Here is a 22,351-nt window from a genome sequence, read left to right as displayed (position 1 = left end):
AACGGCCCCGATGGGGGCCGTTTACTGGTCGGTTACATTCGATTAGAACCAGTAGGTCGGCACACCATAATGATCATGTGTGCGGCGTTCCCAATCGCGGTCTGTATACCAAGTGTCATGACGCTCCGGCGCGCCTTTTACTTCGAATTCGGTAATGTCAGTGACAAAGCCATCCTTGGCCGGATCATAGGTCAGCTTGGCCCAAGGCACGGGATGGTGTTCCTCTCCGAGCCCCATAAAGCCGCCAAATCCCATTACAGCGTAAGCCACATTGCCCGATTGCTTATCAATCATCAGATGATCAATCGCGCCGATCTTGGTTCCGTCAGCGCCGTAAACGTTTGTACCATTCACGTCTGCGGTAGAAACCAAGCTGTTGGTTGAAGTCGTCGTCATTTGAAAGTCCTCCTTTGTTAAGCGTTAGTATCCGCACAACGAACAACCGTCCCAGATTGTTCCCGCTTAACCTTCTGCATTTGACCACTGGCAAAAACCCACCGATCCCCACCCGCCGACAGCAGCGCGGTTTGCGATTTTCCGCCGCGCGTCGCGCCTTAGCGCCCCTTCACAATCACCTTTGGGAACTTTTTTGTGAGCGGCGCGTTATTTTACCACGAGCGCTCAGCGCCCGTTTCAGGCGTAGCCACTAAATGGAGAGTAAACATGCACGGAATTATTTATCTTGTCGGACTGGTCGTCGTTGTACTGGCTGTTCTTTCGCTGCTCGGCCTCGGCTGAGGTCGCCCAAACAATTAATTAAAGGATAAGCACATGACAGATCGAACTGAAGGTTTGGCTGCCGCGCCTGTCGCCTACCAGCATGACGGAAGCTATGTGGACTGGTCGTCCATTATTGCCGGCGCTGTAGTCGCATCTGGCATCGCGTTTGTGTTCACCACATTCGGCGCAGCCCTAGGATTGTCACTGGTCTCCCCCTACGAGGGCGACGGATCAGCGATGGCATCCATGATTGCGGTGGGGTCCTGGATGCTCTGGACTACCATTTCCAGCTTTATGGTCGGAGGGTATATTGCAGGGCGGATGCGTCGCCGGATTGATCCGGTAAACGACGACGAAGCTGCTGTACGCGACGGCATCCACGGGTTGGCTGTTTGGGGTGTAGCCCTGTTGCTCGGGGCGTTTCTGCTCGGCTCTACGGCGGATACAGCTGTAAAGGCAACGGCCGATGTGTCGACTGCGGTTGCAACTGTAGCGGATGACGCCGTGAACGTAGAAGCTGCTGCCGAACAACCCGCGCAACAAGCCGCAGCTGCGATGGATATGACCGAAGCGGAGGCCAAGGAAGCTGCCGAAACTGCGCGGATTTATTCAGTTATTTCCGCATTCATCGCAGGGGCGTCCCTGCTGATCGCTGCTGCCGGTGCCTATTGGGCCGCTGGCATGGGCGGGCAACACCGTGACGAAGGCCGCGTTTTCGGGCGCTTTGGCCGCTGGACATAGGAGGAAGTCAAATGGGTGCGATACTACTATGGTTAATCGGCGTCCCGCTTTGGATTGTTATTCTGCTGGTACTGCTGGTGTGAGACCTCGGTCTCACCTTTGAAACAGCAAAAGCCGTCCCGCTCGGGGCGGCTTTTTTAGTGCGATAAGGACGTTTGCCGCGTAATGGCTGAAAGTCCCGCATTGAAAAACAAACGGTTAGGTGGCAGGTCATAGCTGGTCAGGCCAGATAACCGGAGTTATATAGATAAGGTGACTATTCTTTCCTTTATCATACACCTCGCTGGGGCAACCATGCTGTTGCTTTATGGGGTGCGATTGGTGCGCACGGGGATCGAGCGTGCCTTTGGTGCGTCGTTCCAACGTATAATGACACGCAATTCCAATGTGACGGGCGCATCTGTCACCGGCTTGGTGCTGGCGATTATCCTGCAAAGTTCCGCAGCGGTCGGTTTGTTGGTCGCTGGATTTGCGGGGACAGCGGCGTTGGGGTTTGGGCAGGGGCTGGCTATGACCCTCGGGGCTGATCTCGGCTCTGCCTTGTTGATACAAGTCCTGTCGTTTCCGCTCGATTGGTTGGTGCCGCTGCTGCTGGCGGTTGGGGGTGCGTCTTTCATCCATTCAAGCAGCCGGAACGTCAAACAGGCGGGGCGGATTATTCTGGGGATCGCATTCATCCTGATCGCGCTGCGCTTTCTGCGCGAAACAATGGACCCGATCCGCGACAGCAATTTCTTGCCCGCGATTGCCGGCTATCTGGCGCAGGATTATGTGACCGCATTCATAGTTGGCGCCACGCTTGCCTTGGTGATGCATTCTTCGCTCGCGGTGGTTTTGATGTGCGTGACCTTGGTCAGCCTGAATGCCGTTCCGGTCGAGGCCGGCGTCTCGTTGGTGCTTGGGGCAAATCTGGGCTCTTCGGTGATCCCCGTGTGGTTAAGCCGTGGCATGTCCCCCCGCTCCCGCCGCGTGCCGCTTGCCAATCTGGTGATACGGGGCAGTTGGGCTATCTTGGCTTTGATACTGGTGAACAACCTTCCCGTCATGGCTGTACTGAGCAGTGGGCAGGCGGGGCAAACTGTGGTGAATGTTCACATCGCGTTCAATCTAGCGCAGCTGGCTTTCCTGCCGTTCTGCCGCTTTTTGGAGGCTCCGATGCTGCGGCTTTTGCCGGAAAAGCTTGACCCCGAAAACGTCACCCCCGTGTTGCATCGCAGTGTTCTGGATGATGAAACCCCTGTCTCCCCAAGTCTTGCGCTGGCTTCTCTTAAACGGGAGGCCCTGCGGATGACCCAGATTGTCGAAGGGATGATGCTGCCGGTGATGGATATTTACGGTACTTACGACGGCGACCGCGCCGATTATATCGCAAATGAGGATGACGCGCTGAACAGTGCGCTCGACAGTATCCGGCACTATGTGGCCGCGATCCCGAGCGACACCCTGCGCAAGAAAGAGAACAAACAGGCTCGTGAGTTGACCGAATATGCCATCGCCTTAAAGTCGGCTGGCGATATTATTGTCAAAACGATGTTGCCGCTGGCAAAAGAGAAGAAAAAGGATCGGATCAATTTTTCAGTGGCCGGACAGGCAGAGCTGGTAAGCATGCATGAAAGGGTGCTGGCGAACCTGAAACTTGCCTCAAACGTGCTGGTGTCAGATGATCTGGCAAGTGCTCGTCTGTTGCTGGAAGAAAAGGCAGAGATGACCCAGATGGAGCGCAGCAGCCGTAAAAAGCATTTGCGCCGTTTAAGCGAAGGCACCGCCAAGAGCTTTGAATCAAGCGATATTCATCTGGAAACCACACGGGCGTTGAAAGAGTTTAACAGTCACATCTCGGCAGTGGCCTATCCGATCCTGTATCGGGGCGGGCAGCTGCTGGAAACCCGCTTGATCGAAAAGATGGATCTCGACAAGTAGATCACCCCGGCACTGCTGCGGAACCTGTTGGTGCCGGGCGCATGTTATAATTGGCACCGGTCACATAGCTTTCGATTTTTTCGATCTGGGTTTGGTGCGCGACATTCTCGGCTCTTTTGGTTTCCTGACTGACGCGATCAGCCTGTGCCAGCGCCTCGGGCGACGGTTTGAACCGTTCCGCCCCGATCCCGATCCCAAAAGCCAACAAAGAACCGGCAACAATCGCGATGTTGGCTTTAGGGTGGGTGAAAATCCCCGCCAGCAGCCCAAGCGACACCAACGCGGCAGATCCACCGATATAGACAGCCAGCCACATTAGGGTCTGCGCCCCCTGCATATGGTCAAGCGCGAAAGAATTCAGATGCATGATGCCAAACATCACGCCCGTGGACACAACCACCAGTGTTGCAAAACGCACGCTGCCGCCTTCGTCTGTCTTACGCTTGTTGTTGTAGCCCGAACCCGCGAAACTATCGTCTCGTGGGGAAGTCTGTGAATAATCCGCCTGCAAAGCCATGCTCTTACCTTTCCGGTTTTTTATGAACGTCTGCTCGGGGAAAGAACGCTTTGGGCGGGCAAAGGTTCCGTTTGCCTGTGGATAACTTTTCCAACGGTCTTGGGTTTTAGTGGCATGGCAGGCAGTTAGCGGGTATTGGGAACCGAATTGGCAACCGAAGGTCTAGGCGTTGGAAACCGTAAATAACTCTCTTGGATGGTGCGCATGATTGCTTATCTCGGCCTATTCAGCGCTGCCCTTATTGCTGCAACGATCCTGCCTTTGCAATCCGAAGCCGCGCTGGTGGGGCTGTTGTTGACGCAGGACTATTCGGTGGCGGTGTTGTTTATGGTGGCGACGACCGGCAATGTGCTGGGTGCGGTCATCAACTGGTATCTGGGACGGTTCCTGCTGGCCTTCCAACACAAACGCTGGTTTCCGGCCAGTGAACAGCAACTGACCCGCGCGCAGGGGTGGTATCATCGCTACGGGCGCTGGTCCTTGCTCGCAAGCTGGTTGCCCGTTGTCGGTGATCCCTTGACGGTGGTGGCTGGCGTGATGCGCGAACCGTTGGTGCCGTTTCTTTTGCTCGTTACCCTCGCCAAAGCGGGCCGCTATCTGGTGTTGATTGCAGCGACACTGGCTTGGCTATAGATCGCCGGACGCGCCACCCACATGGGGCAGGTTCTGGGCTTTGACCTCGTGGATGTAGTCCATCGCATCGGTATCGCTTACTAGCTCCGCAGCTAATAAACCGGTGGTGGTTTCGCCGTGGACCACTCGGGCCTTCTGATCTGTGCCGGAAATCTGGCTTTTGCCAATGAAAGTCAACGGTCCCTCCACGCCGATCCGGTTGGCGTAAGCAACCGTCAGCTTGTTTTCGAGCGCGCGGGCGGGGACGATGATATCTGGCACCCAATGCTCCGGTGCCATCAGTGCGGTTGGTACCAGCACCGCCTGCGCCCCTGCTTGCGCGGCTTCGCGCACCAGTTCGGGGAACTCTACATCAAAGCAGATGAGTACGGCAAAACGGGTGTCTTTATAGTCGAACAGCAATGGCGTGGTGCCCGAATGGAACACCGATTGCTCCCACTCTCCGAACAAGGCCCGCTTGGTATAGATAAGCGGTTCAGTGGTTGCGGGGCGGAACACAAAAGCGACGTTCTTGGTGCCTGCATCGGTTGGCAGGTAACTGCCCAATACAAAAGCGACGCCGGTGTCATCGCATAAGATTTGCAGCGCCGCGATCTCATCCTGCGTAACTGCTGAGGCGCAAGGCGCGACTTCTACGGCGTCGCGGTAATAGCCGGTCAGGAAACATTCGGGAAAAACGAGGATATCCACGCCGTCTGCCTGTGCTTGGGCAAGGGCCGTTGCGACAACCTGCCGTGCAGCACCCACGCCGCCCGTTGGTGTTTCATCTTGCCAGACCCCGATGCGCATGACCCTAGTCCCCTTGTTCCGCGATAAACCCTTGTAGCACATTCACTGCATTAACGCCGATTTCCTCCACGTCATAGCCGCCTTCCATAATAAACTGTGTCGACAGTCCGGCGCGGGCAATATCCGCACCCATCGTCGTGAAATCATCGCTTTTTAGTTTAAAGAAACTGATGGGATCATTCTCAAACGTATCCACACCCAGAGAAACGATCAGCACGTCTGGTGCGTAGTCCGCGATGCGATCCAACCCTTTGGCCAGCGCCGAACGCCAGACCTCAAACGGGGTGTTGGGTGGCATCGGATAGTTGACATTGAACCCTGCGCCAGCACCACCGCCAGTTTCGTCGGCATGGCCGAGGTGGTAGGGAAAGGTTTCCAGCGGATCGCCGTGGAGCGAGACAAACAGCACGTCATCGCGGTTATAAAAGATGTCTTGCGTGCCGTTCCCGTGGTGGAAATCCACATCAAGTATCGCCACACGTTTCCCGCCTGTATCCAGATAGTGTTGGGCCGAAATGGCAGCGTTGTTCAGGAAACAATACCCGCCAAACATGTCTGCCGTGGCATGATGGCCGGGGGGGCGGCACAGCGAAAACACACTCCGCGCGCCGTTGTTGATCCTGTCCGCCCCTGTCAGCGCAACTTGCGCACTGGCATAGGCGGCTTCCCACGTGCCACCGCTGATGCTGGTTTCTCCGGCGAGCGCGTAATACCCGACCTGTCCTTCGATAAAACTAGGGCGCTTGTCTGACATCCGACGTCCGACCCAAGTGGTTGGCATAGCTTCCCCTTGGAAACCCGCCTCCTGCCAGCGCTCCCAAGCCGTTTGCAGAAATTCCACAAAATCCGGTTTGTGAATGGCGAGGATCGGATCAAGGCCAAAGTCATCGGGATCGCTCACCAAGCCGAGATTGGCCTCGCGCACTCGTTTGATCACATATTCAGCGCGGCTTGGCCGCTCGTGCGGCTGGACAAGCTGTCCGCCGAACAGTTCGCTCTTGGCATCCCGCAGCCGGTGCTTTTCTGTGAAAATCGTTTCCATCGCCCTCATTCCTTTGCAATGAAAGGCGCGGATAGCCTGCTGGCCGATCCGCGCCCTCCCTTGACCTTACTTCTTCAGGTTAGTCCAGATCTTGTCATAAACCGCTTGGGTTTCTGCGTCGCAGGCTTGCACAAACACGCCTTCGATACCGGCAGGCGGGTTGCCTTCAGGTTCTTCTGCAAGGGCAGGATCGTGGAATTCCTCACTGCCTTTAACAACATCACGGTAGCGCGCATAATTGGTGACCGCTGCGATGTTTTCCGGTTCCAGAAGGAAATCCATAAACTTCAGCGCGTTTTCACGGTTTGGCGCGTCTTTGAGCAGCACAACACTGTCCATCCAGTTGACCCAGCCCTGTTTCGGGAAAGCGTATTGCAAAGTGTCACGAGATTCCCGTGCCTTGGCCGCAAAGCCGTTAAAGATCATCCCAACAGCGACGTCGCCTGCGGCTAGAACTTCCTTGGCGGTGTCAGAGTTGAAAGAGGCCCAGTGCGGTTTGGCCGCTTGCAGCATCTCGTTCATCGCCTTGAGCTGTTCACGGTCGTTGGAGCATTGCGGAATGCCCATGTGAACCGCTGCCAATGCGAGAACCTCACCCTGACTGTCGAGGATGTTGATCTTGCCCTTCAGCTCTTCTGGCGGGTTAAAGACGATATCGGTTGAGTTGATGTCACCGGAATACTCTGCGGTATCTACGGAAAAGCTGGTGGTGCCGCCTTGATAGGGGATCGAGTGTTTCAGACCGGGGTCATAGGCCGGATCGGTGAAGGATTCCTTCACGTTGCCAATGTTTTTCAACTCGCCTGATGCGACTTCGTCGGCCAGACCTTCGCCGATCAGGATGGACACCATATAGTCGGTGGGAACCGCCACATCATAGGTACCGATTGCGCCCGCTTTCAGCGTGGCCAGCATCGCTTCATTGGAATCGTAAGTGTCCAGAATGACCTCTACATCATGTTCGGCGCTGAACTTTTCCAACAGCTCCTGCGGGATGTATTCAAACCAGTGATAAATGGCGAGTTTGCCTTCGGCCTGCGCTCCAGACGCGCCCATCAAAAGCGCCGTCGCGGCGGCTGTGCTTGTGAGTAGTTTTTTCATCTTTATCTCCACTGTTGGTTTTGGTTATGATTTTTTATCGGTTCTGCTGACGAGGTACGAAATCAGGACCATCAGGATCGAAAAGCCCAGAAGCATCGTCGAAATAGCCATGATGTTGGGTTTGATCCCCTGCTTCACCGCCCCGAATATCGCTGTGGGGAGTGTTTCCACTCCGGCACCTTTGACGAAGTTGGTGATGATGAAATCATCAAGGGAAATGATGAAAGCCAACAGATAACCCGAGATAATGCCGGGCAGCATCAAGGGTAGAAGGATTTTGGTAAACGCCTGTCGTTTGGTGGCGTAAAGATCTTGGGCGGCTTGTTCGTAAGTGTCCTCAATCCCCTGCATCCGCGCGGAAATCGGCAGGTAGGCGAAGGGGATGCAAAAGGCGATATGGGCCAGCAGGATGGTCAGCAAACCGCGTTCAAATCCGATGGAGTTGAAGAAGATCAACGTGGCCACCGCGGTGACGATTTCAGGCACCATCAACGGCAAAGAGATCAGCCCGAAAGACCACGCCCGCAGCCGGAATTTGCCGCCCCGCACCATCGCAGTCGCGGCAAGGGTTGCAATTGTGGTAGCCACGGTCGCGGCGATAATTGCGATGATAAAGCTGTTGCGCGCGGCCACTTTGAACTTGGCGCTTTCTGCACCGGTGAACACATCTGCATACCAGCGCAAGGAAAACCCTTCCCAGACTGCGATAGAGTCCGAGGCGTTCAGGCTGTAGACCGCCACCACGATCAATGGCGCGTAGAGCACGAACAGACAAAGCAGCGTGATCTGCAAGAAGCCGGTGTAGGATTTTATGTCGTAACTGCGTGTTGCCATCGCTCAGCCCGCCTCTTTGTCGCTGCGGGCCTGCGCCCGTGCATAGATCACCAGAATAATCAGCACCATCGTCAGCAGGATCATCGAGGCTGCCGCCCCAAACGGCCAGTTGCCCGCGTTGCCTTTAAACTGCTCTTCGATCAAAGAGCCGATCATGAAATTCTTTGCGCCTCCCAGCAGATCAGGTGCCAGAAACGATCCCAAAGACGGCACGAACACAAGGATACACCCCGCAATCACACCGGGCTTCACGGCTGGCAGCACAATGTGGCGCAGGGTGATCCATTTGTTGGCATAAAGGTCGGCCGCTGCCTCGCTGAGGGTGAAGTTATATCGCTCCACCGCTGCATAGATCGGCAGCACCATGAATGGCAGGTAGGAATAGAACAGCCCGACCTGAACCGCGAAATTCGTGTTGATCATATGGACCGGACCATCCACCAGCCCCGTTGCCATGAAGAAAGAGTTTAACGGCCCCTCGTCACGGAGCAAAAAGCGCATGGATACGGTGCGGATCAGCAGGTTCACCCAATAGGGAATGGTGATCAGAAACACCCATATCACGCGCTGCTTTTCAGGTCGGGTGGCGATGAAATAAGCGGTTGGAAACCCAATCGCGAGGCTGAGGAGCGTTGCAGCCCCTGCCTGCCAGATGGACCGCCAGAAAATTGCGATATAGGTCCACTCGATCTGCGCCGGATCATCCCCGAACAAGCCGCGATCAAAGAAGAACTGGTCATAAGCCGCGAGAGAGAACTCCCAAATCACGCCGCCACGGAACTCTTTGGTCAGAAAGGAATAGACCAGCATCAGCAAAACAGGTGCTAGCACCAGAAAGCTGAGAGTGACCCAAGCCGGAAGCAACAGCCAGTTGCGGGCTTCTTTGTAGGTGTCAGTGACGGCATTGCCGCCCGAGGTTGCGCCGCCTGCCATCAGTCTACCAGAAGCCGTGCGGCCCCATGCTCCATGTTAACGAAAACCGGCGAGCCGGGCTCGAATATGCGTTCGTTTCCGCGTGCGGAATTGGACGTGCGCACGGTGATTTGCGGCCCGTCCGCCAGATCCACCAGTGTCGTGATGTCGGTCCCGACAAAAATATTCTCGCGCACCGTGGCCTTCATTCCGGTGTCCGTATCCGGTCCGGTGGTCAGGATCAGTCGCTCTGGGCGCACGGAAAGGTGCACGTTTAATCCCGCAGTAACGTCTTCGATCGCCGGACAGGTCAGCGCATGGCCCCCGTCCAGATGACACACCGCCTGTCCGCTTTCGATCCGATCCACGGACACATCCAGCAGGTTGGTTTCACCGATGAAATCCGCAACAAACATATTGCGTGGGCTTTCGTAAATCTCTCTGGCGTCGCCCAGTTGTTGCAGTTCGCCCGAGGACATAACCGCGATCCGGTCGGACATGGTCAGGGCTTCTTCCTGATCGTGGGTTACGAATATGAAGGTAATGCCGGTTTCCCGTTGCAGGTGCTTCAGCTCCAGCTGCATCGCTTTGCGCAGCTTCAGATCAAGCGCCGATAGGGGTTCGTCCAGCAACAGTACCTTGGGTTGGGGCGCAAGCGCACGGGCCAGCGCGACCCTTTGCTGTTGTCCGCCTGATAGTTGCGAAGGCTTGCGGTTGGCGAATTGAGAAAGCTGCACCAGTTCCAGCATTTCGCCCGCCTTTTTACGGGAGTCAGCCTTGGAGTTTCCGCGCATTTGCAAACCAAACGCCACGTTATCGAGCACGGTTTTATGGGGGAACAGCGCGTAATTCTGGAAGACCGTGTTCACGGGGCGTTTGTGGGGCGGAAGGCCTTCGATTTCCTCGCCATAAAGAAAGATTGCACCTTCGCTTACATCCTCAAACCCTGCAATCATCCGCAAAAGCGTGGTTTTGCCACAGCCCGAGGGGCCGAGAAGGGTAAAAAATTCGTTGTCCTTGATCGACAGAGAGATGGTTTTCAAAGCGGTGAAATTGCCGTACCGCTTCACGGCTTCGCGGACTTCAATGGCGTTTGGATTTTCTAAAGACACAGGCGCTCCCCGGTGGCGGTGGTGTTGAAAAGGACTGTAAGAGAGGGTTAAGCTGTTGGTAAGAATTGTCTCCCTCAGTCGTTATTAGGGAAAACCTAATGCCGGATTAATGTGCGAAAACCGGGCGAAACGCGCTGATATTTGTCACTTTGAAAACGGCAGCCAAGGGGAATGCCTTGGGCATATCAGTGGCATAGCGGGCAGGGGGCTAATGTTGTCCCCTGCCTTGTTTTTCGCTTAGTCCACCGCCAGTTCGGTGATTTCGCGGCGGAACGGCAGGGCATCCCCGATGTCTTCGCCGTCCAGTTCCCGTGCATAGCGGTGGCCTGCATATGTGGCCCAAGCAATCGGTCCGGGCGCATTTGCATCCCCGATGATCTTCACCGATTTGATCCCCGCATCCGCCCATTCAGACTCCCGCGCTTTCAGGTCGTGGTACAGCCCGTTGTCTTCCAGCTTGCTGGCTACCATAACCACAGCATCGCAGCCGTAATCCTGCGTCATACCGGTATAGACGCAATCGGATTCAACATGATCTGCCTCTATGCGCGTGACGCCACGGTTCAGCACCACATTGACGCCCATGCCAGCCAGCTTCTTGTGGATCGCATGTTGCTCCAGCGTGTTAACCGTCCAGTCCGACAGATAGGCCGAAGGCGTAATGATCGTGACCTCACAGCCCGCGTTCACCAGCAGCTCTGCCAGAACGCCGCCCATATAATAATGATCATCGTCATAGATCACCACTTTGCCCGACGGAATTTTACCATCCATGATGTGATCCGGCGTATAGACCGGCATATCTTCGTTAATAGGCATCGGAACCACATGCTGGCGCGATACCCCATCGCTCCGCCACTTCGCGCCAGTCGCGATACAGATGTTTTCAAAGCCGAATTCCAGAATGCTTCCGGCATCAAGCGCGCTGTCGAAGTAGGTTTCCACGTTGGGTTTCTGGCTGATCTGGTATTCGCGGTAATCCACCACACGTCCCCAAGCACTTAGCCCGGGAAGCTGGCGTTCGCGGGTGACACGACCGCCCAACACTGTCTTAGCCTCGGCCAGTGCCACATCATAACCCCGCTCCGCCAATGCGCGGGTTGCCTCCAATCCGGCCGGACCGGAGCCGACCACCAGCACCGATGAACTGCTCCCTTTGGCGTTCATCTGTTCAGGATGCCACCCTTTGCGCCATTCCTCCATAAAGGTCGGGTTCTGGGTGCATCGGCTGATGGACATGGTCATATCGCCGGTGATGCAAATATTGCAGCCGATACATTCGCGGATGTCTTCTATCCGGCCTTCTTCGATCTTTTTGGGCAGGAACGGGTCGGCAATAGAGGGACGGGCGCAACCGATAAAGTCCAGCGTGCCGCTGCGGATCATCTTGGCCATCACATCGGGCGAGGTAAAACGACCGACACCAACGATGGGTTTGTCCGTAAGATCATGGATACCCCGAACGAGCTGTTCCTGCGCGGCCTCTTCCTTGAACCGCGACGGGCCGGAGCAATCTTCCCACGTACCCTGCGCCAGATCCCAAAGGTCCGGCAAGTCGCGGTTCATCTCTATGAAATCCCGCACCTCGGCGTTGGAAAAGCCCAGATCACCGATGGTTTCATCTAGGCTGACCCGCAGGGTGATCCCCATCGTATCCCCGACCGCATCACGCATGTCGGAAATCACTTCATTCACAAACCGCGCGCGGTTTCCCAAGCTGCCGCCATATTCATCGCTACGCTGGTTGGTGGCGCGGCTTAGAAAATGCTGAAAGATACCAAACCCGTGGGCGCCATATAGGCAGATCAGGTCAAAGCCTGCGTCTTTGGAGCGTTTGGCCGCATTCACAAACCAGCGGCGCAGGTCACGAATGTCCGATTTATCGAGCGCGCGCGCCTGGACCGGATCATTGGTAAAAGTACGGATTGGCATGGCAGAAACCGCCAGCGGAACCTCTTTACTATAGAGGTTCGGCCCGTTGATACCGGAATAGGCCAGTTGGATACCCGCCAGCGCACCGTGTTCTTTCATCTTCTCAGACATCTTGCGCAGCTGCGGTATGTCTTTGTCCTCCCACAGACGTAATTCGATGAAGGGTGTAATTTCCGAAGTGTGGTGCATCTCGCATTGTTCGGTAAACACCACGCCCCAGCCGCCTTGGGATTTGATTCCGCGCATGGCCGCAGCTGCTGACGGATCGCGATACCCGCCTCCGTTACAATGGGGCACCTGATAGAAGCGGTTCTTGGATGTTACGGGGCCGATGTCCATCGGCTCGAACAGAATATCATAACGGGGATCGCGCACGGGCACCTCCTGAAGCTGGAATTGTGCGTAGAGTAGCTGCCCCGTTTGGCGGGCAACAGTCTGGCTTGCAAAACCGCTGCTTAGGACGCGCCTAATCCGGCTTGGGGGTGTCTTTGGCGATTACATTCAGACCGGGCAGGTTCCCGTCACGGTATTCAGTCAGGCAGTGCTGTATGAAGGCGCGGATCACGCTGGCACTGTCCGCATCCTTAGAGGCAAGAAGCCCCATTTGCATGGGCCGCGCGTCCCCGTTCAGTGGCACAAAGCGCAGCGGTTTGCCATCGGGCGAAAGATCATTAAGAGGACGCACATTCGCGATGGAAAAGCCAAAACCATTGGCCACAAGACTGCGCATCACCGCCATATCCCTCGTGCGCTCGGCCACCTTGGGTTTGATGCCCGAGGCGCCAAAAAACGACAGGAAATATTCCGAACTGAACGGCAGGTCCAGCAGGATCATCGGGTAGGGCAGCAGGTCTTCGACACTGACGCTGGCGCGCACGGCCAGCGGGTGATCGGGTTTCAAAATCGCATAGGGCGGCAAGGTCGCCACCGGCTGAAACTTCAAATCGCTTGGCAGATCAAGATCGTAGGTCAGCGCCACATCAATTTCACCGCGCCGCAGCTTGGCGAAGATTTGCGCCTGATCAAGTTCGTGCTGGGTGACGCGTACATCGGGGAACAGCGCCTCAAAACTGGCCCGCAATGCAGGAACCACCATCTGGGCAAAAGTCAGCAACACGCCGATAGACAGCGGTCCTTGCACATTGCCAGATACATCCGCTGCCAGATCCACCAGCTTTTCCGCGTTATCCAATACCAGCTTGGCCTGCTTCATCATCTCGCGCCCTGCCAGCGTCAGGGACAGGCCTTGCGCGTGCTGGCGTACGAACAGCGGCAGGCCGAACTCTTTTTCCAGTTGGTTCACAGCGGCAGAGATTGACGGCGAGGACACGTTCACCTTTTCAGCCGCCATAGCGATACTGCCCATTTCGCCAACGGCCACGAAATATTCAAGCTGGCGCAGAGTGAATCTCAGCATGGGGTTTCCTAGTCCTTAGACGCAGCAGTGTGCAGCGGGTATACCCCTGTTATACGGGCAGGATTTTGCAAGGGGAAGACACGGCTTTCAGGGGTTAATCGTCGCCCGGCACCCCGTAGGACGGTGCCTCGCGCGGGTCGAGCGCCCGTTGCACATAGGCGTCCAACTGGGGTTTGTAGATGTCCCACGCGGTTGCGATGTTTTCGATCGGGCAATCGTCGGTCCAGTCACAGCGCAGATCGGCGACCGGCCAGCTAACCTTATCCACGATCATCATACCTGCGGAATGGACCGGACCAGCCTCTCCGCCTGCGGCCAGACCCGCGCGCATCGCCGCAATCAAACGGTCGCCGATATGCCCTTCCGCTGCTAAGTAGCCGTCCACAATCGCTTGGGGCACTGTGTCATTGGCAAGCAGATTGCCACCCGAGGCGACATTTTCGGCCATCGCCTGCGTCCAGATACCCAGAGAGTTCGGGCCTGAATGAATCGCCGTGCGCCCTTCGTAATCCACCGCCAGAACCTGACGGTACTCGATAAATTTGCCCCGCGCCTGCACCTGCGCAATCGCCTTTTCCGCCCCAAGCCCCTGACCCATCAGATCGAGCGTTAGGGGCCCAAGGCTCGGGTCCGTGACATTTTGCGTGGCAACCGCCCCCACCCCTGAGCGGGCATAGGAACACCGTGCGGCCACCGCAGGCGACGAAGACGAAATGGCGACACCGAACATTCCGGTGTCAGGGCAGCGGGCTACAAGAGAAAAGGTCATTCCGGTATCACCGCTGTGCCGTCGATTTCGACCAACCATTCGGGCCGCGCCAATGCTTGCACCACCAGTCCGGTGGAAACCGGATGCACGCCTTTGATGTATTCGCCCATTGTGCGGTAAACCGCCTCGCGGTGGCGTACATCGGTGATGTAGACCACCACTTTGACAAGGTGCTCCATCTCTCCGCCCGCTTCTTGGATCAGCTGCCGGATGTTTTGCATCACCTTATGGGTCTGTTCCACCGGATCATGACTGTCGATGTTCTTGGCGTCATCCAGATTTTGCGGACACTGCCCGCGCAGCCAGACGGTTTTGCCACCCTGAGTGACCACCGCCTGACACAGATCATTGTCGAGCTGTTGTTCGGGATAGGTGTCCGATGTGTTGAACTTGCGAATACGTGTATGGGCCATGAAAGATCCTCTGCAACTGGCGGGCGTGGGGGTGGGGTCGGCCACGCTCCTTGGCACTATGGCCCCAGAAATATGGGATTATCCGGTGGCGAAAAGTACGGAGTGCCTCAGCCTCGATTAGTCAACGCCTAACCCGATGGACTGCACAGCACCCCGCTGGCCGTGTTCATTTAGTTTCAGCCTAAGCAATGGTGCAAGATTTACTGTTTTTCAGCTTCCGGTCCGCCCCGTAGGGTGCCCCCAATGTCAAACCAGACACAGAAGGATGCCGGAATGCCCGTAGAAAAGACAGACACGTTGGTTGTTGGTGCCGGTCAGGCCGGAATCGCCATGAGCGAACATCTCGGTGCGCTTGGGGTGGATCATATAGTACTAGAACGGGATCGCATCGCTGAACGCTGGCGCACCGCTCGCTGGGACTCTCTCGTGGCCAACGGCCCCGCATGGCATGACCGTTTTCCCAATCGTGAATTTGACGGCAATGATCCCGAAGCTTTCGTCCCGAAAGAAGGTGTGGCCGATTATTTTGTTGATTACGCCGAGCAGATCAACGCCCCTGTGCGCTGCGGCGTTGAAGTTCATCGCGCGCGTCGCACCGCTGACGGATCTGCCTTTCTGGTAGAAACCAGCGCCGGACAGATCGAAACCAAACGGATCGTCGCGGCCACTGGCCCGTTTCAAAAGCCGCTGATCCCGCAACTGGTGCCGCAAAGCGCGGGTTTGACGCAAATTCACTCTCATGATTATCGAAATCCTGACCAGTTGCCCAAAGGAGCTGTTATGGTGGTTGGGGCCGGATCGTCCGGTGCGCAAATCGCTGAGGAGTTGATGGACTCCGGGCGTCAGGTTTACCTGTCTGTTGGTCCCCACGACCGCCCGCCGCGCAGCTATCGCGGGCGGGATTTTGTCTGGTGGCTCGGCGTGCTGGGCAAATGGGATATGCAGACGCCTGGACCCGGAACCGAACATGTGACCATCGCGGTGAGCGGGGCGAAGGGCGGCAAAACTGTCGATTTCCGCCGCTTTGCAGCGGGCGGGATGCAGCTTGTCGGAAGAACAGAGCGGTTTGAGGGAGGCAAGCTGCACTTTGCCAACGATTTAATAAAGAATGTTGCGCTCGGGGATGCGAACCATGCTTCGGTTCTGGATGAAGCAGACGCCTATGTGGCGCGCCACGGGATCGACCTGCCCGAAGACCCGCAAGAGCGTAAATGCTGGCCTGAACCGGCCTGTTTGACAGACCCGATCAAGGAACTGGACCTTGCGGAGGCCGGTATCACGTCAATCATCTGGGCCACCGGATTTTCGGTGGACTACAGTTGGCTAGAGATTGACGCCTTTGAAGACAATGGAAAACCGGTCCACCAGCGCGGTGTCTCACCGGAGCGTGGTGTGTATTTTGTTGGCCTGCCGTGGCAATCCCGCCGCGGATCGTCCTTTATCTGGGGCGTGTGGCATGATGCGAAATATGTGGCGGATCAAATCGCGATCCAGCGGGCCTATGACGCCTACCACCCTCCGGTAGCATTGGCGGCAAAAGCGGGTTGAGCTCTACCTTCTTGCCAAATGGCATGATGTGCGCTATATGATGCCATAAGGAGGGCTGTTATGGCGCTGCACCAACTGGAAACCAAGGCGCATGATTTTGCGCCTGACCCGATTACAAACGCGGAAGCCGCCGCCATGTTGCGCGCGGTTCTGACGCTGTTTGAAAAATGGGGCGTGATTGACGAAGAGGCCGCGACACTGCTGGACCTGCCGGTGCGCACGTATCGCCGCTGGAAGGCAGGTCAGCTTGGGCGGTTGGACCGCGATACCAAGGCGCGTCTGTCCAACCTTCTGGGTATCCACAAGGCGCTGCGTTTGCTGTTTAGTGAACCCCAACGGGGCTATGACTGGATCAAAGCGGACAACGCAGCGTTCAATGGCCGTTCTGCACTGTCCGTAATGCTCGGCGGTGAATTGACAGACCTGATGCGGGTGCGCCGCTACCTAGACGCAGAGCGCGGAGCTTGGTGATTACCCCACAGGATGTTCCCGTCAACCGGATCGAATGGAAGGGTGCGGTGCGCATTATCCGCAGCGTCTATCCCCCGATTGATCTGTTCGAAGACATCGCCGCCCCTGAAGACTGGCCGCTGCTGATCTCGGCAGAACAAAAGACCAACCCCCGCCTGATGGAGACCATCGGTAATCTGGATCTGATACCGCCACACCGGCGCGTTGGCGGGCAGGGGGCGAGCTATCTGATGGCGCCCTTCACCCATACCAGCACCGACAGGCCCAGCCGTTTTTCCGATGGCCAGCGCGGTGTGCTTTATGTGGCGCGGGACTTTGAAACGGCGGTTTATGAGACCATCCACCACCACGCACGGTTCATGGCAGCAACGGCGCAACCGGCGGGTTGGACCTCCCAATTCCGCGAATTGGTTTTGGACGTACGTGCCGACCTTTACGATCTGCGCGGTCAGGCGGCCGATGCGCTTCTTGACCCTGAAGATTACCAAGCCGCGCAGGCCTTTGGCGCGGCGATCCGTGCAGCAGACGGCCAAGGTATCGCCTACCCGAGCGTTCGGGGGGAGGGCGATTGCACCGGACTGTTTTACCCCGATCTCGCAGAGGCACCGGTGCAAGCGCGGCATTTGGATTACCACTGGGACGGAACCACCGTTGACCTGATCCGCGATGCAGGCGATGGCACGGTCTTTCGCGTCGATTGAAGCACGGCTGGCAAAGTCACTTCAAAGAGCGACCGTCATCAGGCGAATATGGCTTTGGGTTTGGGCCACATCCTTAATCGCACGGATTTTATCAAGCAGGGTGTCCAACTCCCGCAGGGAGCTGGTGCGCAGTTCCACCACCAGATCAAATTCACCGCTTAGGGTGGAAATATCCATCACACCTTCGATCCGTTTCAACGCTGCGATTGCGACTTTCCCGTCATCCGCAGCTACACGTATGAGGGTAAAGGCACTAATCTGCTGATCCTGCTGCCCGTCCCCAAGCTCTACCGTGAAGCGCTTAATGATCCCCTGATCCTGCATCCGCCCGATCCGGTTCTGCACCGTTCCGCGGGATATCTTTAACGTAGCGGCAAGATCGCTCGCGCTGGTACGGGCATCTTTACCAAGGAGCGCCAGAAGTCTTTGGTCTATGTCGTCCATATCCGGTTCCGTTTCGACTGATTTTGTCATTATGCCAAATAGTTGACGATTTGCTGTAGCTTCGCATCTTTTTTCTAACACCGCAATATTCGACGTTGCTTGCAGAAGCACAGGCGGCGGGACGTCCCGCCCAAAGATAAAAGGACAGAACATCATGAAAACAATCGCGGTTTTAGGTTTGGGAAAAATCGGCACGCTGGCGGCGGAACTGCTTCACGACGCAGGGTTCACCGTCATCGCCCATGACGTAAGCGCCCGAACCCACACACTGCCGTTTGAGATCCGCGCAACGGATGTGCAAGACGAAACCGCTATCAAAGCCGCATTTAAGGAGGTCGATGCCGTTCTCTCTTGTCTGCCCTATAACCTGAACGCCAAGCTGGCCAAGGCTGCGCTGGCCGCTGACATTCACTACTTCGATCTGACCGAAGATGTGCCGACCACCAAGGCTATTCTGGAGATGTCGAAATCCTCTCACCGTTTGATGGCCCCCCAATGCGGATTGGCGCCGGGGTTTATCGGGATTGTCGGGGCCGATCTGATCGCGCGGTTGGATGACTGCCGGTCCTGCAAGATGCGGGTCGGGGCGTTGCCGCAGAACCCGACGGGGCTGATGGGCTATTCCTTCAACTGGTCGCCGGAAGGGGTGGTGAACGAATATCTGAATGATTGCGAGGTTCTGGAGAACGGCGAGATCAAATCCGTTTCCGCGATGGAATGGATGGAAAAACACTACATCAATGGGGTGGAGCTGGAAGCTTTTACCACTTCCGGCGGGCTTGGCACCATGTGCGAAACCTATCTCGGGCGGGTGCCCAATATGGACTATAAGACTATGCGCTACCCCGGACACGCGGCGCAGATGAACTTTTTCTTTCATGAACTTCTCATGCGGGAGCGGCGTAAAGAGGCGGGCGAAATCCTTGTGAATGCCAAACCACCTGTCAGCGATGATGTGGTCTACGTCCATGCCGCCGCCGAGGGTCGGCAGGGCGGTGAACTGGCCCGCGAAGAATTTGTGCGGGCCTATAAACCGCGCGAACTGGCCGGTTCAACCCGCACGGCAATCGCCTGGACCACCACCTGTTCGGTTGTTGCAGTGATAGAAATGGTGCGCGATGGTGCTTTGCCCCAAAGCGGTTTTCTGAAACAGGAAGATATCCCGTTGGAGGCATTCCTAGCCACCAGAACCGGCGCAGTTTTTCAAACAGACCATTAGGGACCTATTAAAGTTCTTACACCGGCGCGCAATTGCTTGCCTCCTTACCCTCATTCATTCATATTCGTATAGAAGAATTTGAATGAGGGCGAAATGGCACTTTCAAGACGTAAGTTTCTAGCGGGCAGTGCGGGGGTGGCGACCGTCGCTGGACTGGCATTGCGGCCAAGGTTTGCCCACGCACAGCTCGTACTCGGTGATATGAAGATTGACGTGGTGAGCGATGGTTCTCTAACATTGCCCGGTGGGTTCCTGTTCGATCCGATGCCAAAGGACGAACTGGCGCCGATCCTTAAGAAATACGACCTGTCTGCGGAGGTTCTGACCCCGCCTTGCAACGTTACGCTGATGCGCCACGGTGATAGGACGGTCCTTTTTGATGTCGGCTCTGGTCCCGATTTCGCACCGAATGCGGGGACATTACTGGCCTCTCTGGAGGCACTCGGCGTTGTGCCTGATGACGTTACGGATGTGATATTCACTCACGCCCATCCCGATCACCTTTGGGGATTGTTGGATGATTTCGACGATCCGCTGTTTCCTGAGGCCAGCTATATGATCGGCAAAACCGAATGGGATTACTGGATCGATCCCAAAACCGTAGACGAAATCGGCGAGTCCCGCGCCTCATTTGCGGTTGGTGCGGCACGGCGGCTTGCAATGCTGGAAGACAGCATAACGTTCTTCAAAGACGGTGAGGAGATCCTTCCGGGTGTTGCGGCACGGGCCACCTTTGGCCATACGCCCGGTCATATGGCATTCGAGCTGCGTGACGGAAGCGAAAGCCTGATGATATTGGGAGATTGCATCGGCAACCACCATGTCGCGTTCGAAAAGCCGCAGTGGCATTCCGGATCGGATCAGAACCCCGAACTGGGTGCCAAAACGCGGATGGCCTTGTTGGATCAACTGGCCGCCGAAAAGATGCGTGTCGTAGGCTTTCACTTGCCAAACAGCGGGCTAGGGTACGTCGATAAGACTGCCGATGCCTACCGATTTATAGCGGAGTCCTAAGCATGAAACATTTGATCCCACTGTTCGTTATCGCTGCATTTCCAGCAGCCGCCAGCGAAGATATTGCCGATCAGTACCCCGGTTCCATTCTGTACGCCAAACCTGTTGAATTTATTCCCGGCGTATTCTCGGCAACAGGGGCAACCGCCCCGCCAACCTATGAGAATGCAGGCCACAACAATAACCTGAGTTTTATCGTGACAGACGAGGGCGTTGCCGTAATCAACGGGGGTGCGTCTTATGAACTGGCCGCAGCGTTGCATTCAGAGATAAAGGCCGTGACCGCGCAACCGGTGGTGTTGGTTATTAATGAAAACGGTCAAGGCCATGCGATGCTTGGCAACTCCTACTGGGCGGAACAGAATGTTGAAATCGTCGCTCATGTTGAAGCGTCCGCGGAGTTTGAGGAATACGGGGCGCAGTCTTTAAGATCTGCCCAAAACACAGTTAAGGAACGAGCAGAGAAAACGACTGTGGTTCTTCCGACGAAGACTTTTGAGGACAGCTACACCATCACACTTGGGGGTATCGACATAGAGGCGCGCTATCTTGGCCCCGCCCATAGCCCCGGAGATATCGTTGTCTGGCTGCCTCAAAAGAGCCTCGTGATTTCGGGGGATTTGGCGTTTCACGAACGTATGCTGCCTGTGTTCCCCCATACAATGACAGCGGAATGGATTGAAACTTGGGACAATGCCTTTGAAGCCTTGGGCGCTACCTATGTCATTCCCGGTCACGGCCATCCCACAAACATGGATCAGGTCAGACGTTACACCAGAGACTATCTGGTTTACCTGAGAGATAAAATTGGCGCACATTTGGAAGACGGGGGCGACTTGGCAGAAGCCTATTATGTGGATCAATCACCCTATGCGCATCTGGACACGTTTGAAGAACTGGCAACGAAGAACGCCGGTCGCGTCTACGAACAGATGGAATTCGAGTAGACCTCGGGTTATAGGGGCGGGTGTTACCTGAACTTATCGAGTAGAGTCTGTGCCTGCCCTTTCGATTGGGCAGGCCATTGCCAATCCAAAAACGCTATTAATCGCCAACAGCCTCGCGGACGATTTCATCAAGAAGGGCCTGAACCTCTTGCATCGGACCTTCGGGATAATTGCGATATCCGACCATGACCTTACCTTCACGCTCCGCCACGAATATACCGTAGGGGCAATGGACGATGTTCATTGGATCTGCTTCCATGACCTTCCGTGACACCACGGCCGAGCAGAACATGAATATATCTGCGTTTTCAAACAGTTTCACATCGCTGCCGACGTCCTGACCGGTGCGGTTCAACATTTCGCCAACGTGACTGATAAGGTCGATAACCAAACCCTTGTTCACAATCGCGCTTTCGACCCCAAAGGTGGCATCGTCAAAGGATCCATCGAAGGGGTAGGTCGTAGCTTCTTGTGCAAAAGACGTCGTCGCAGTCAGACACAAACCTATTATTCCAGCAAAAAACTTGTTCATAATCGTCTCCTTTGTTGAAATGTAAGCAGCGCGCAGTTCTGCACGCTGCTTTGAAACGGGATTAGGGACGTACGATGGTCCACCCGTTTTCGTCGAGCGTCATCAAATCGACCACACCGGCTGGGACCCGTTCAGCCACGGAAACGATCGGAGTGGCTTTCCCCTCCTTCTTCGTCATGGCATCGATTGTATTACCACAGGCGGCAAATGTCACGTTCGGCATGGAAGATCCGAAAGAGGACAACCGGTCCAGAACCGGCGATGTATCCTCGCGCAGCATGTGCAGTCCGGCGTTGAAGGCGACGATGCGCACTTCCACGGTTTCGCCGATGCTTTCGTAGTATTTGGTCACGTTCACGGCCACATTCAGAACAGTTGCCATCTTCTGGGGATTGTTGTCGCTAATTTGCAGCGCCAGTTTGTGATCTGCGAGACCATCCTGCGCAAAGGAAGCGGTCGCGGTAAAGGTCGCGAAAATTAACGCCGTCAGAATTTTGAAGAACTTCATGGTTATTTCCTCCCGTTGGCAACCTCTTTCAGGGCCGCCTAGTTAAGTTGTCGTTGGTCATATTTCGAGCTTTCGACCGGCATATGCCAACCGAAAGCTCGTGCAGGACTTTTCA

24 protein-coding genes are annotated in these 22,351 nt (G+C 56.0%); 9 read left to right on the top strand and 15 right to left on the bottom strand.

Features of this window, described 5'->3' with window-relative positions:
* Positions 1-42: 42 nt before the first annotated feature.
* Positions 43-396 (bottom strand): PRC-barrel domain-containing protein, encoded by a 354-nt coding sequence (locus IEX10_RS14290; protein ID WP_188676673.1) that lies wholly within the window; start codon positions 394-396, stop codon positions 43-45.
* Between the two features lie 375 nt (positions 397-771).
* On the opposite strand from IEX10_RS14290, the gene IEX10_RS14285 reads away from it, so the two are divergent.
* Positions 772-1,461, top strand: coding sequence for a hypothetical protein (locus IEX10_RS14285; protein WP_188676671.1), 690 nt, complete (start codon positions 772-774; stop codon positions 1,459-1,461).
* A 294-nt stretch (positions 1,462-1,755) separates the two neighbouring features.
* On the top strand, positions 1,756-3,381 hold the full coding sequence (locus tag IEX10_RS14280; RefSeq protein WP_229678565.1) for a Na/Pi cotransporter family protein: 1,626 nt from the start codon (positions 1,756-1,758) through the stop codon (positions 3,379-3,381).
* A gap of 1 nt (position 3,382) precedes the next feature.
* Here the strand turns inward: IEX10_RS14280 and IEX10_RS14275 are convergent, their stop codons facing one another.
* Positions 3,383-3,898 carry a hypothetical protein gene (locus IEX10_RS14275; protein WP_188676667.1) on the bottom strand — a complete coding sequence of 172 codons (516 nt, stop codon included), beginning with the start codon at positions 3,896-3,898 and terminating at the stop codon, positions 3,383-3,385.
* 204 nt (positions 3,899-4,102) lie between these two features.
* Here IEX10_RS14275 and IEX10_RS14270 point away from each other — a divergent pair, with 204 nt between their 5' ends.
* Entirely contained in the window at positions 4,103-4,531 is a 429-nt protein-coding gene (locus tag IEX10_RS14270) for a YqaA family protein (protein WP_229678564.1), read from the top strand.
* Here IEX10_RS14270 and IEX10_RS14265 read toward each other — a convergent pair.
* From IEX10_RS14265 to IEX10_RS14220, 10 genes are all read right to left on the bottom strand, one after another.
* Complete coding sequence (locus IEX10_RS14265; protein WP_188676662.1) at positions 4,526-5,320, bottom strand: nitrilase-related carbon-nitrogen hydrolase; 795 nt, start codon at positions 5,318-5,320, stop codon at positions 4,526-4,528. The two genes, IEX10_RS14270 and IEX10_RS14265, sit on opposite strands and share 6 nt — an antisense overlap.
* 4 nt (positions 5,321-5,324) lie before the next feature.
* A complete protein-coding gene (locus tag IEX10_RS14260) occupies positions 5,325-6,362 on the bottom strand; it encodes a histone deacetylase family protein (RefSeq protein ID WP_188676660.1) in 1,038 nt (345 codons plus the stop codon).
* A 66-nt stretch (positions 6,363-6,428) separates the two neighbouring features.
* Positions 6,429-7,463 carry an extracellular solute-binding protein gene (locus IEX10_RS14255; RefSeq protein WP_188676658.1) on the bottom strand — a complete coding sequence of 345 codons (1,035 nt, stop codon included), beginning with the start codon at positions 7,461-7,463 and terminating at the stop codon, positions 6,429-6,431.
* 24 nt (positions 7,464-7,487) lie between these two features.
* Positions 7,488-8,297 carry an ABC transporter permease gene (locus IEX10_RS14250; RefSeq protein ID WP_188676657.1) on the bottom strand — a complete coding sequence of 270 codons (810 nt, stop codon included), beginning with the start codon at positions 8,295-8,297 and terminating at the stop codon, positions 7,488-7,490.
* 3 nt (positions 8,298-8,300) lie between these two features.
* Positions 8,301-9,230, bottom strand: coding sequence for an ABC transporter permease (locus IEX10_RS14245; protein ID WP_188676656.1), 930 nt, complete (start codon positions 9,228-9,230; stop codon positions 8,301-8,303).
* Positions 9,230-10,321: an ABC transporter ATP-binding protein gene (locus IEX10_RS14240; RefSeq protein ID WP_188676655.1), complete on the bottom strand. Its 1,092-nt coding sequence runs from the start codon at positions 10,319-10,321 to the stop codon at positions 9,230-9,232. The genes IEX10_RS14245 and IEX10_RS14240 overlap by 1 nt, the downstream gene beginning before the upstream one ends.
* Before the next feature lie 237 nt (positions 10,322-10,558).
* Entirely contained in the window at positions 10,559-12,628 is a 2,070-nt protein-coding gene (locus IEX10_RS14235) for an oxidoreductase (RefSeq protein WP_188676653.1), read from the bottom strand.
* Positions 12,629-12,719: 91 nt separating this feature from the next.
* Positions 12,720-13,670 (bottom strand): LysR family transcriptional regulator, encoded by a 951-nt coding sequence (locus IEX10_RS14230; protein WP_188676649.1) that lies wholly within the window; start codon positions 13,668-13,670, stop codon positions 12,720-12,722.
* A gap of 94 nt (positions 13,671-13,764) precedes the next feature.
* Complete coding sequence (locus tag IEX10_RS14225; RefSeq protein WP_188676646.1) at positions 13,765-14,439, bottom strand: DUF1028 domain-containing protein; 675 nt, start codon at positions 14,437-14,439, stop codon at positions 13,765-13,767.
* Positions 14,436-14,852, bottom strand: a complete 417-nt coding sequence (locus IEX10_RS14220; RefSeq protein ID WP_188676644.1) for a RidA family protein — start codon at positions 14,850-14,852, stop codon at positions 14,436-14,438. Before IEX10_RS14220 ends, IEX10_RS14225 begins: the two co-directional genes overlap by 4 nt.
* A gap of 273 nt (positions 14,853-15,125) precedes the next feature.
* Between IEX10_RS14220 and IEX10_RS14215 the strand changes: the two genes are divergently transcribed.
* From IEX10_RS14215 to IEX10_RS14205, 3 genes are read left to right on the top strand one after another with little or no spacing between them, the layout of a single operon-like run.
* Complete coding sequence (locus IEX10_RS14215) at positions 15,126-16,400, top strand: flavin-containing monooxygenase (protein ID WP_188677362.1); 1,275 nt, start codon at positions 15,126-15,128, stop codon at positions 16,398-16,400.
* A gap of 60 nt (positions 16,401-16,460) precedes the next feature.
* A complete protein-coding gene (locus tag IEX10_RS14210) occupies positions 16,461-16,871 on the top strand; it encodes an MbcA/ParS/Xre antitoxin family protein (RefSeq protein ID WP_188676643.1) in 411 nt (136 codons plus the stop codon).
* The gene (locus tag IEX10_RS14205) at positions 16,865-17,572 is read left to right on the top strand and encodes an RES family NAD+ phosphorylase (protein WP_229678563.1); all 708 of its coding nucleotides are present in this window, start codon (positions 16,865-16,867) and stop codon (positions 17,570-17,572) included. Before IEX10_RS14210 ends, IEX10_RS14205 begins: the two co-directional genes overlap by 7 nt.
* Positions 17,573-17,593: 21 nt before the next feature.
* Here IEX10_RS14205 and IEX10_RS14200 read toward each other — a convergent pair whose 3' ends face one another.
* Complete coding sequence (locus IEX10_RS14200) at positions 17,594-18,016, bottom strand: Lrp/AsnC family transcriptional regulator (protein ID WP_188676641.1); 423 nt, start codon at positions 18,014-18,016, stop codon at positions 17,594-17,596.
* A gap of 154 nt (positions 18,017-18,170) precedes the next feature.
* On the opposite strand from IEX10_RS14200, the gene IEX10_RS14195 reads away from it, so the two are divergent.
* The 3 genes from IEX10_RS14195 to IEX10_RS14185 all read left to right on the top strand — a co-directional run bounded on the left by IEX10_RS14195 (position 18,171) and on the right by IEX10_RS14185 (position 21,196).
* Positions 18,171-19,235 carry a saccharopine dehydrogenase family protein gene (locus IEX10_RS14195; RefSeq protein ID WP_188676639.1) on the top strand — a complete coding sequence of 355 codons (1,065 nt, stop codon included), beginning with the start codon at positions 18,171-18,173 and terminating at the stop codon, positions 19,233-19,235.
* Between the two features lie 93 nt (positions 19,236-19,328).
* Positions 19,329-20,249, top strand: a complete 921-nt coding sequence (locus IEX10_RS14190) for an MBL fold metallo-hydrolase (RefSeq protein ID WP_188676637.1) — start codon at positions 19,329-19,331, stop codon at positions 20,247-20,249.
* Positions 20,250-20,251: 2 nt separating this feature from the next.
* A complete protein-coding gene (locus tag IEX10_RS14185; protein ID WP_188676636.1) occupies positions 20,252-21,196 on the top strand; it encodes an MBL fold metallo-hydrolase in 945 nt (314 codons plus the stop codon).
* Between the two features lie 97 nt (positions 21,197-21,293).
* Here the strand turns inward: IEX10_RS14185 and IEX10_RS14180 are convergent, their stop codons facing one another.
* Both IEX10_RS14180 and IEX10_RS14175 read right to left on the bottom strand, forming a co-directional pair.
* Positions 21,294-21,728 (bottom strand): DUF302 domain-containing protein, encoded by a 435-nt coding sequence (locus IEX10_RS14180; protein WP_188676633.1) that lies wholly within the window; start codon positions 21,726-21,728, stop codon positions 21,294-21,296.
* A 61-nt stretch (positions 21,729-21,789) separates the two neighbouring features.
* Positions 21,790-22,236, bottom strand: a complete 447-nt coding sequence (locus tag IEX10_RS14175; protein ID WP_188676631.1) for a DsrE family protein — start codon at positions 22,234-22,236, stop codon at positions 21,790-21,792.
* Positions 22,237-22,351 lie beyond the last annotated feature (115 nt).

This window comes from Neptunicoccus cionae, from assembly GCF_014643735.1.
GTDB classification, from domain to species: domain Bacteria; phylum Pseudomonadota; class Alphaproteobacteria; order Rhodobacterales; family Rhodobacteraceae; genus Amylibacter; species Amylibacter cionae.
Note: the sequence above shows the minus strand (reverse complement) of the source record. Positions and strands in the feature narration are given on the sequence as shown.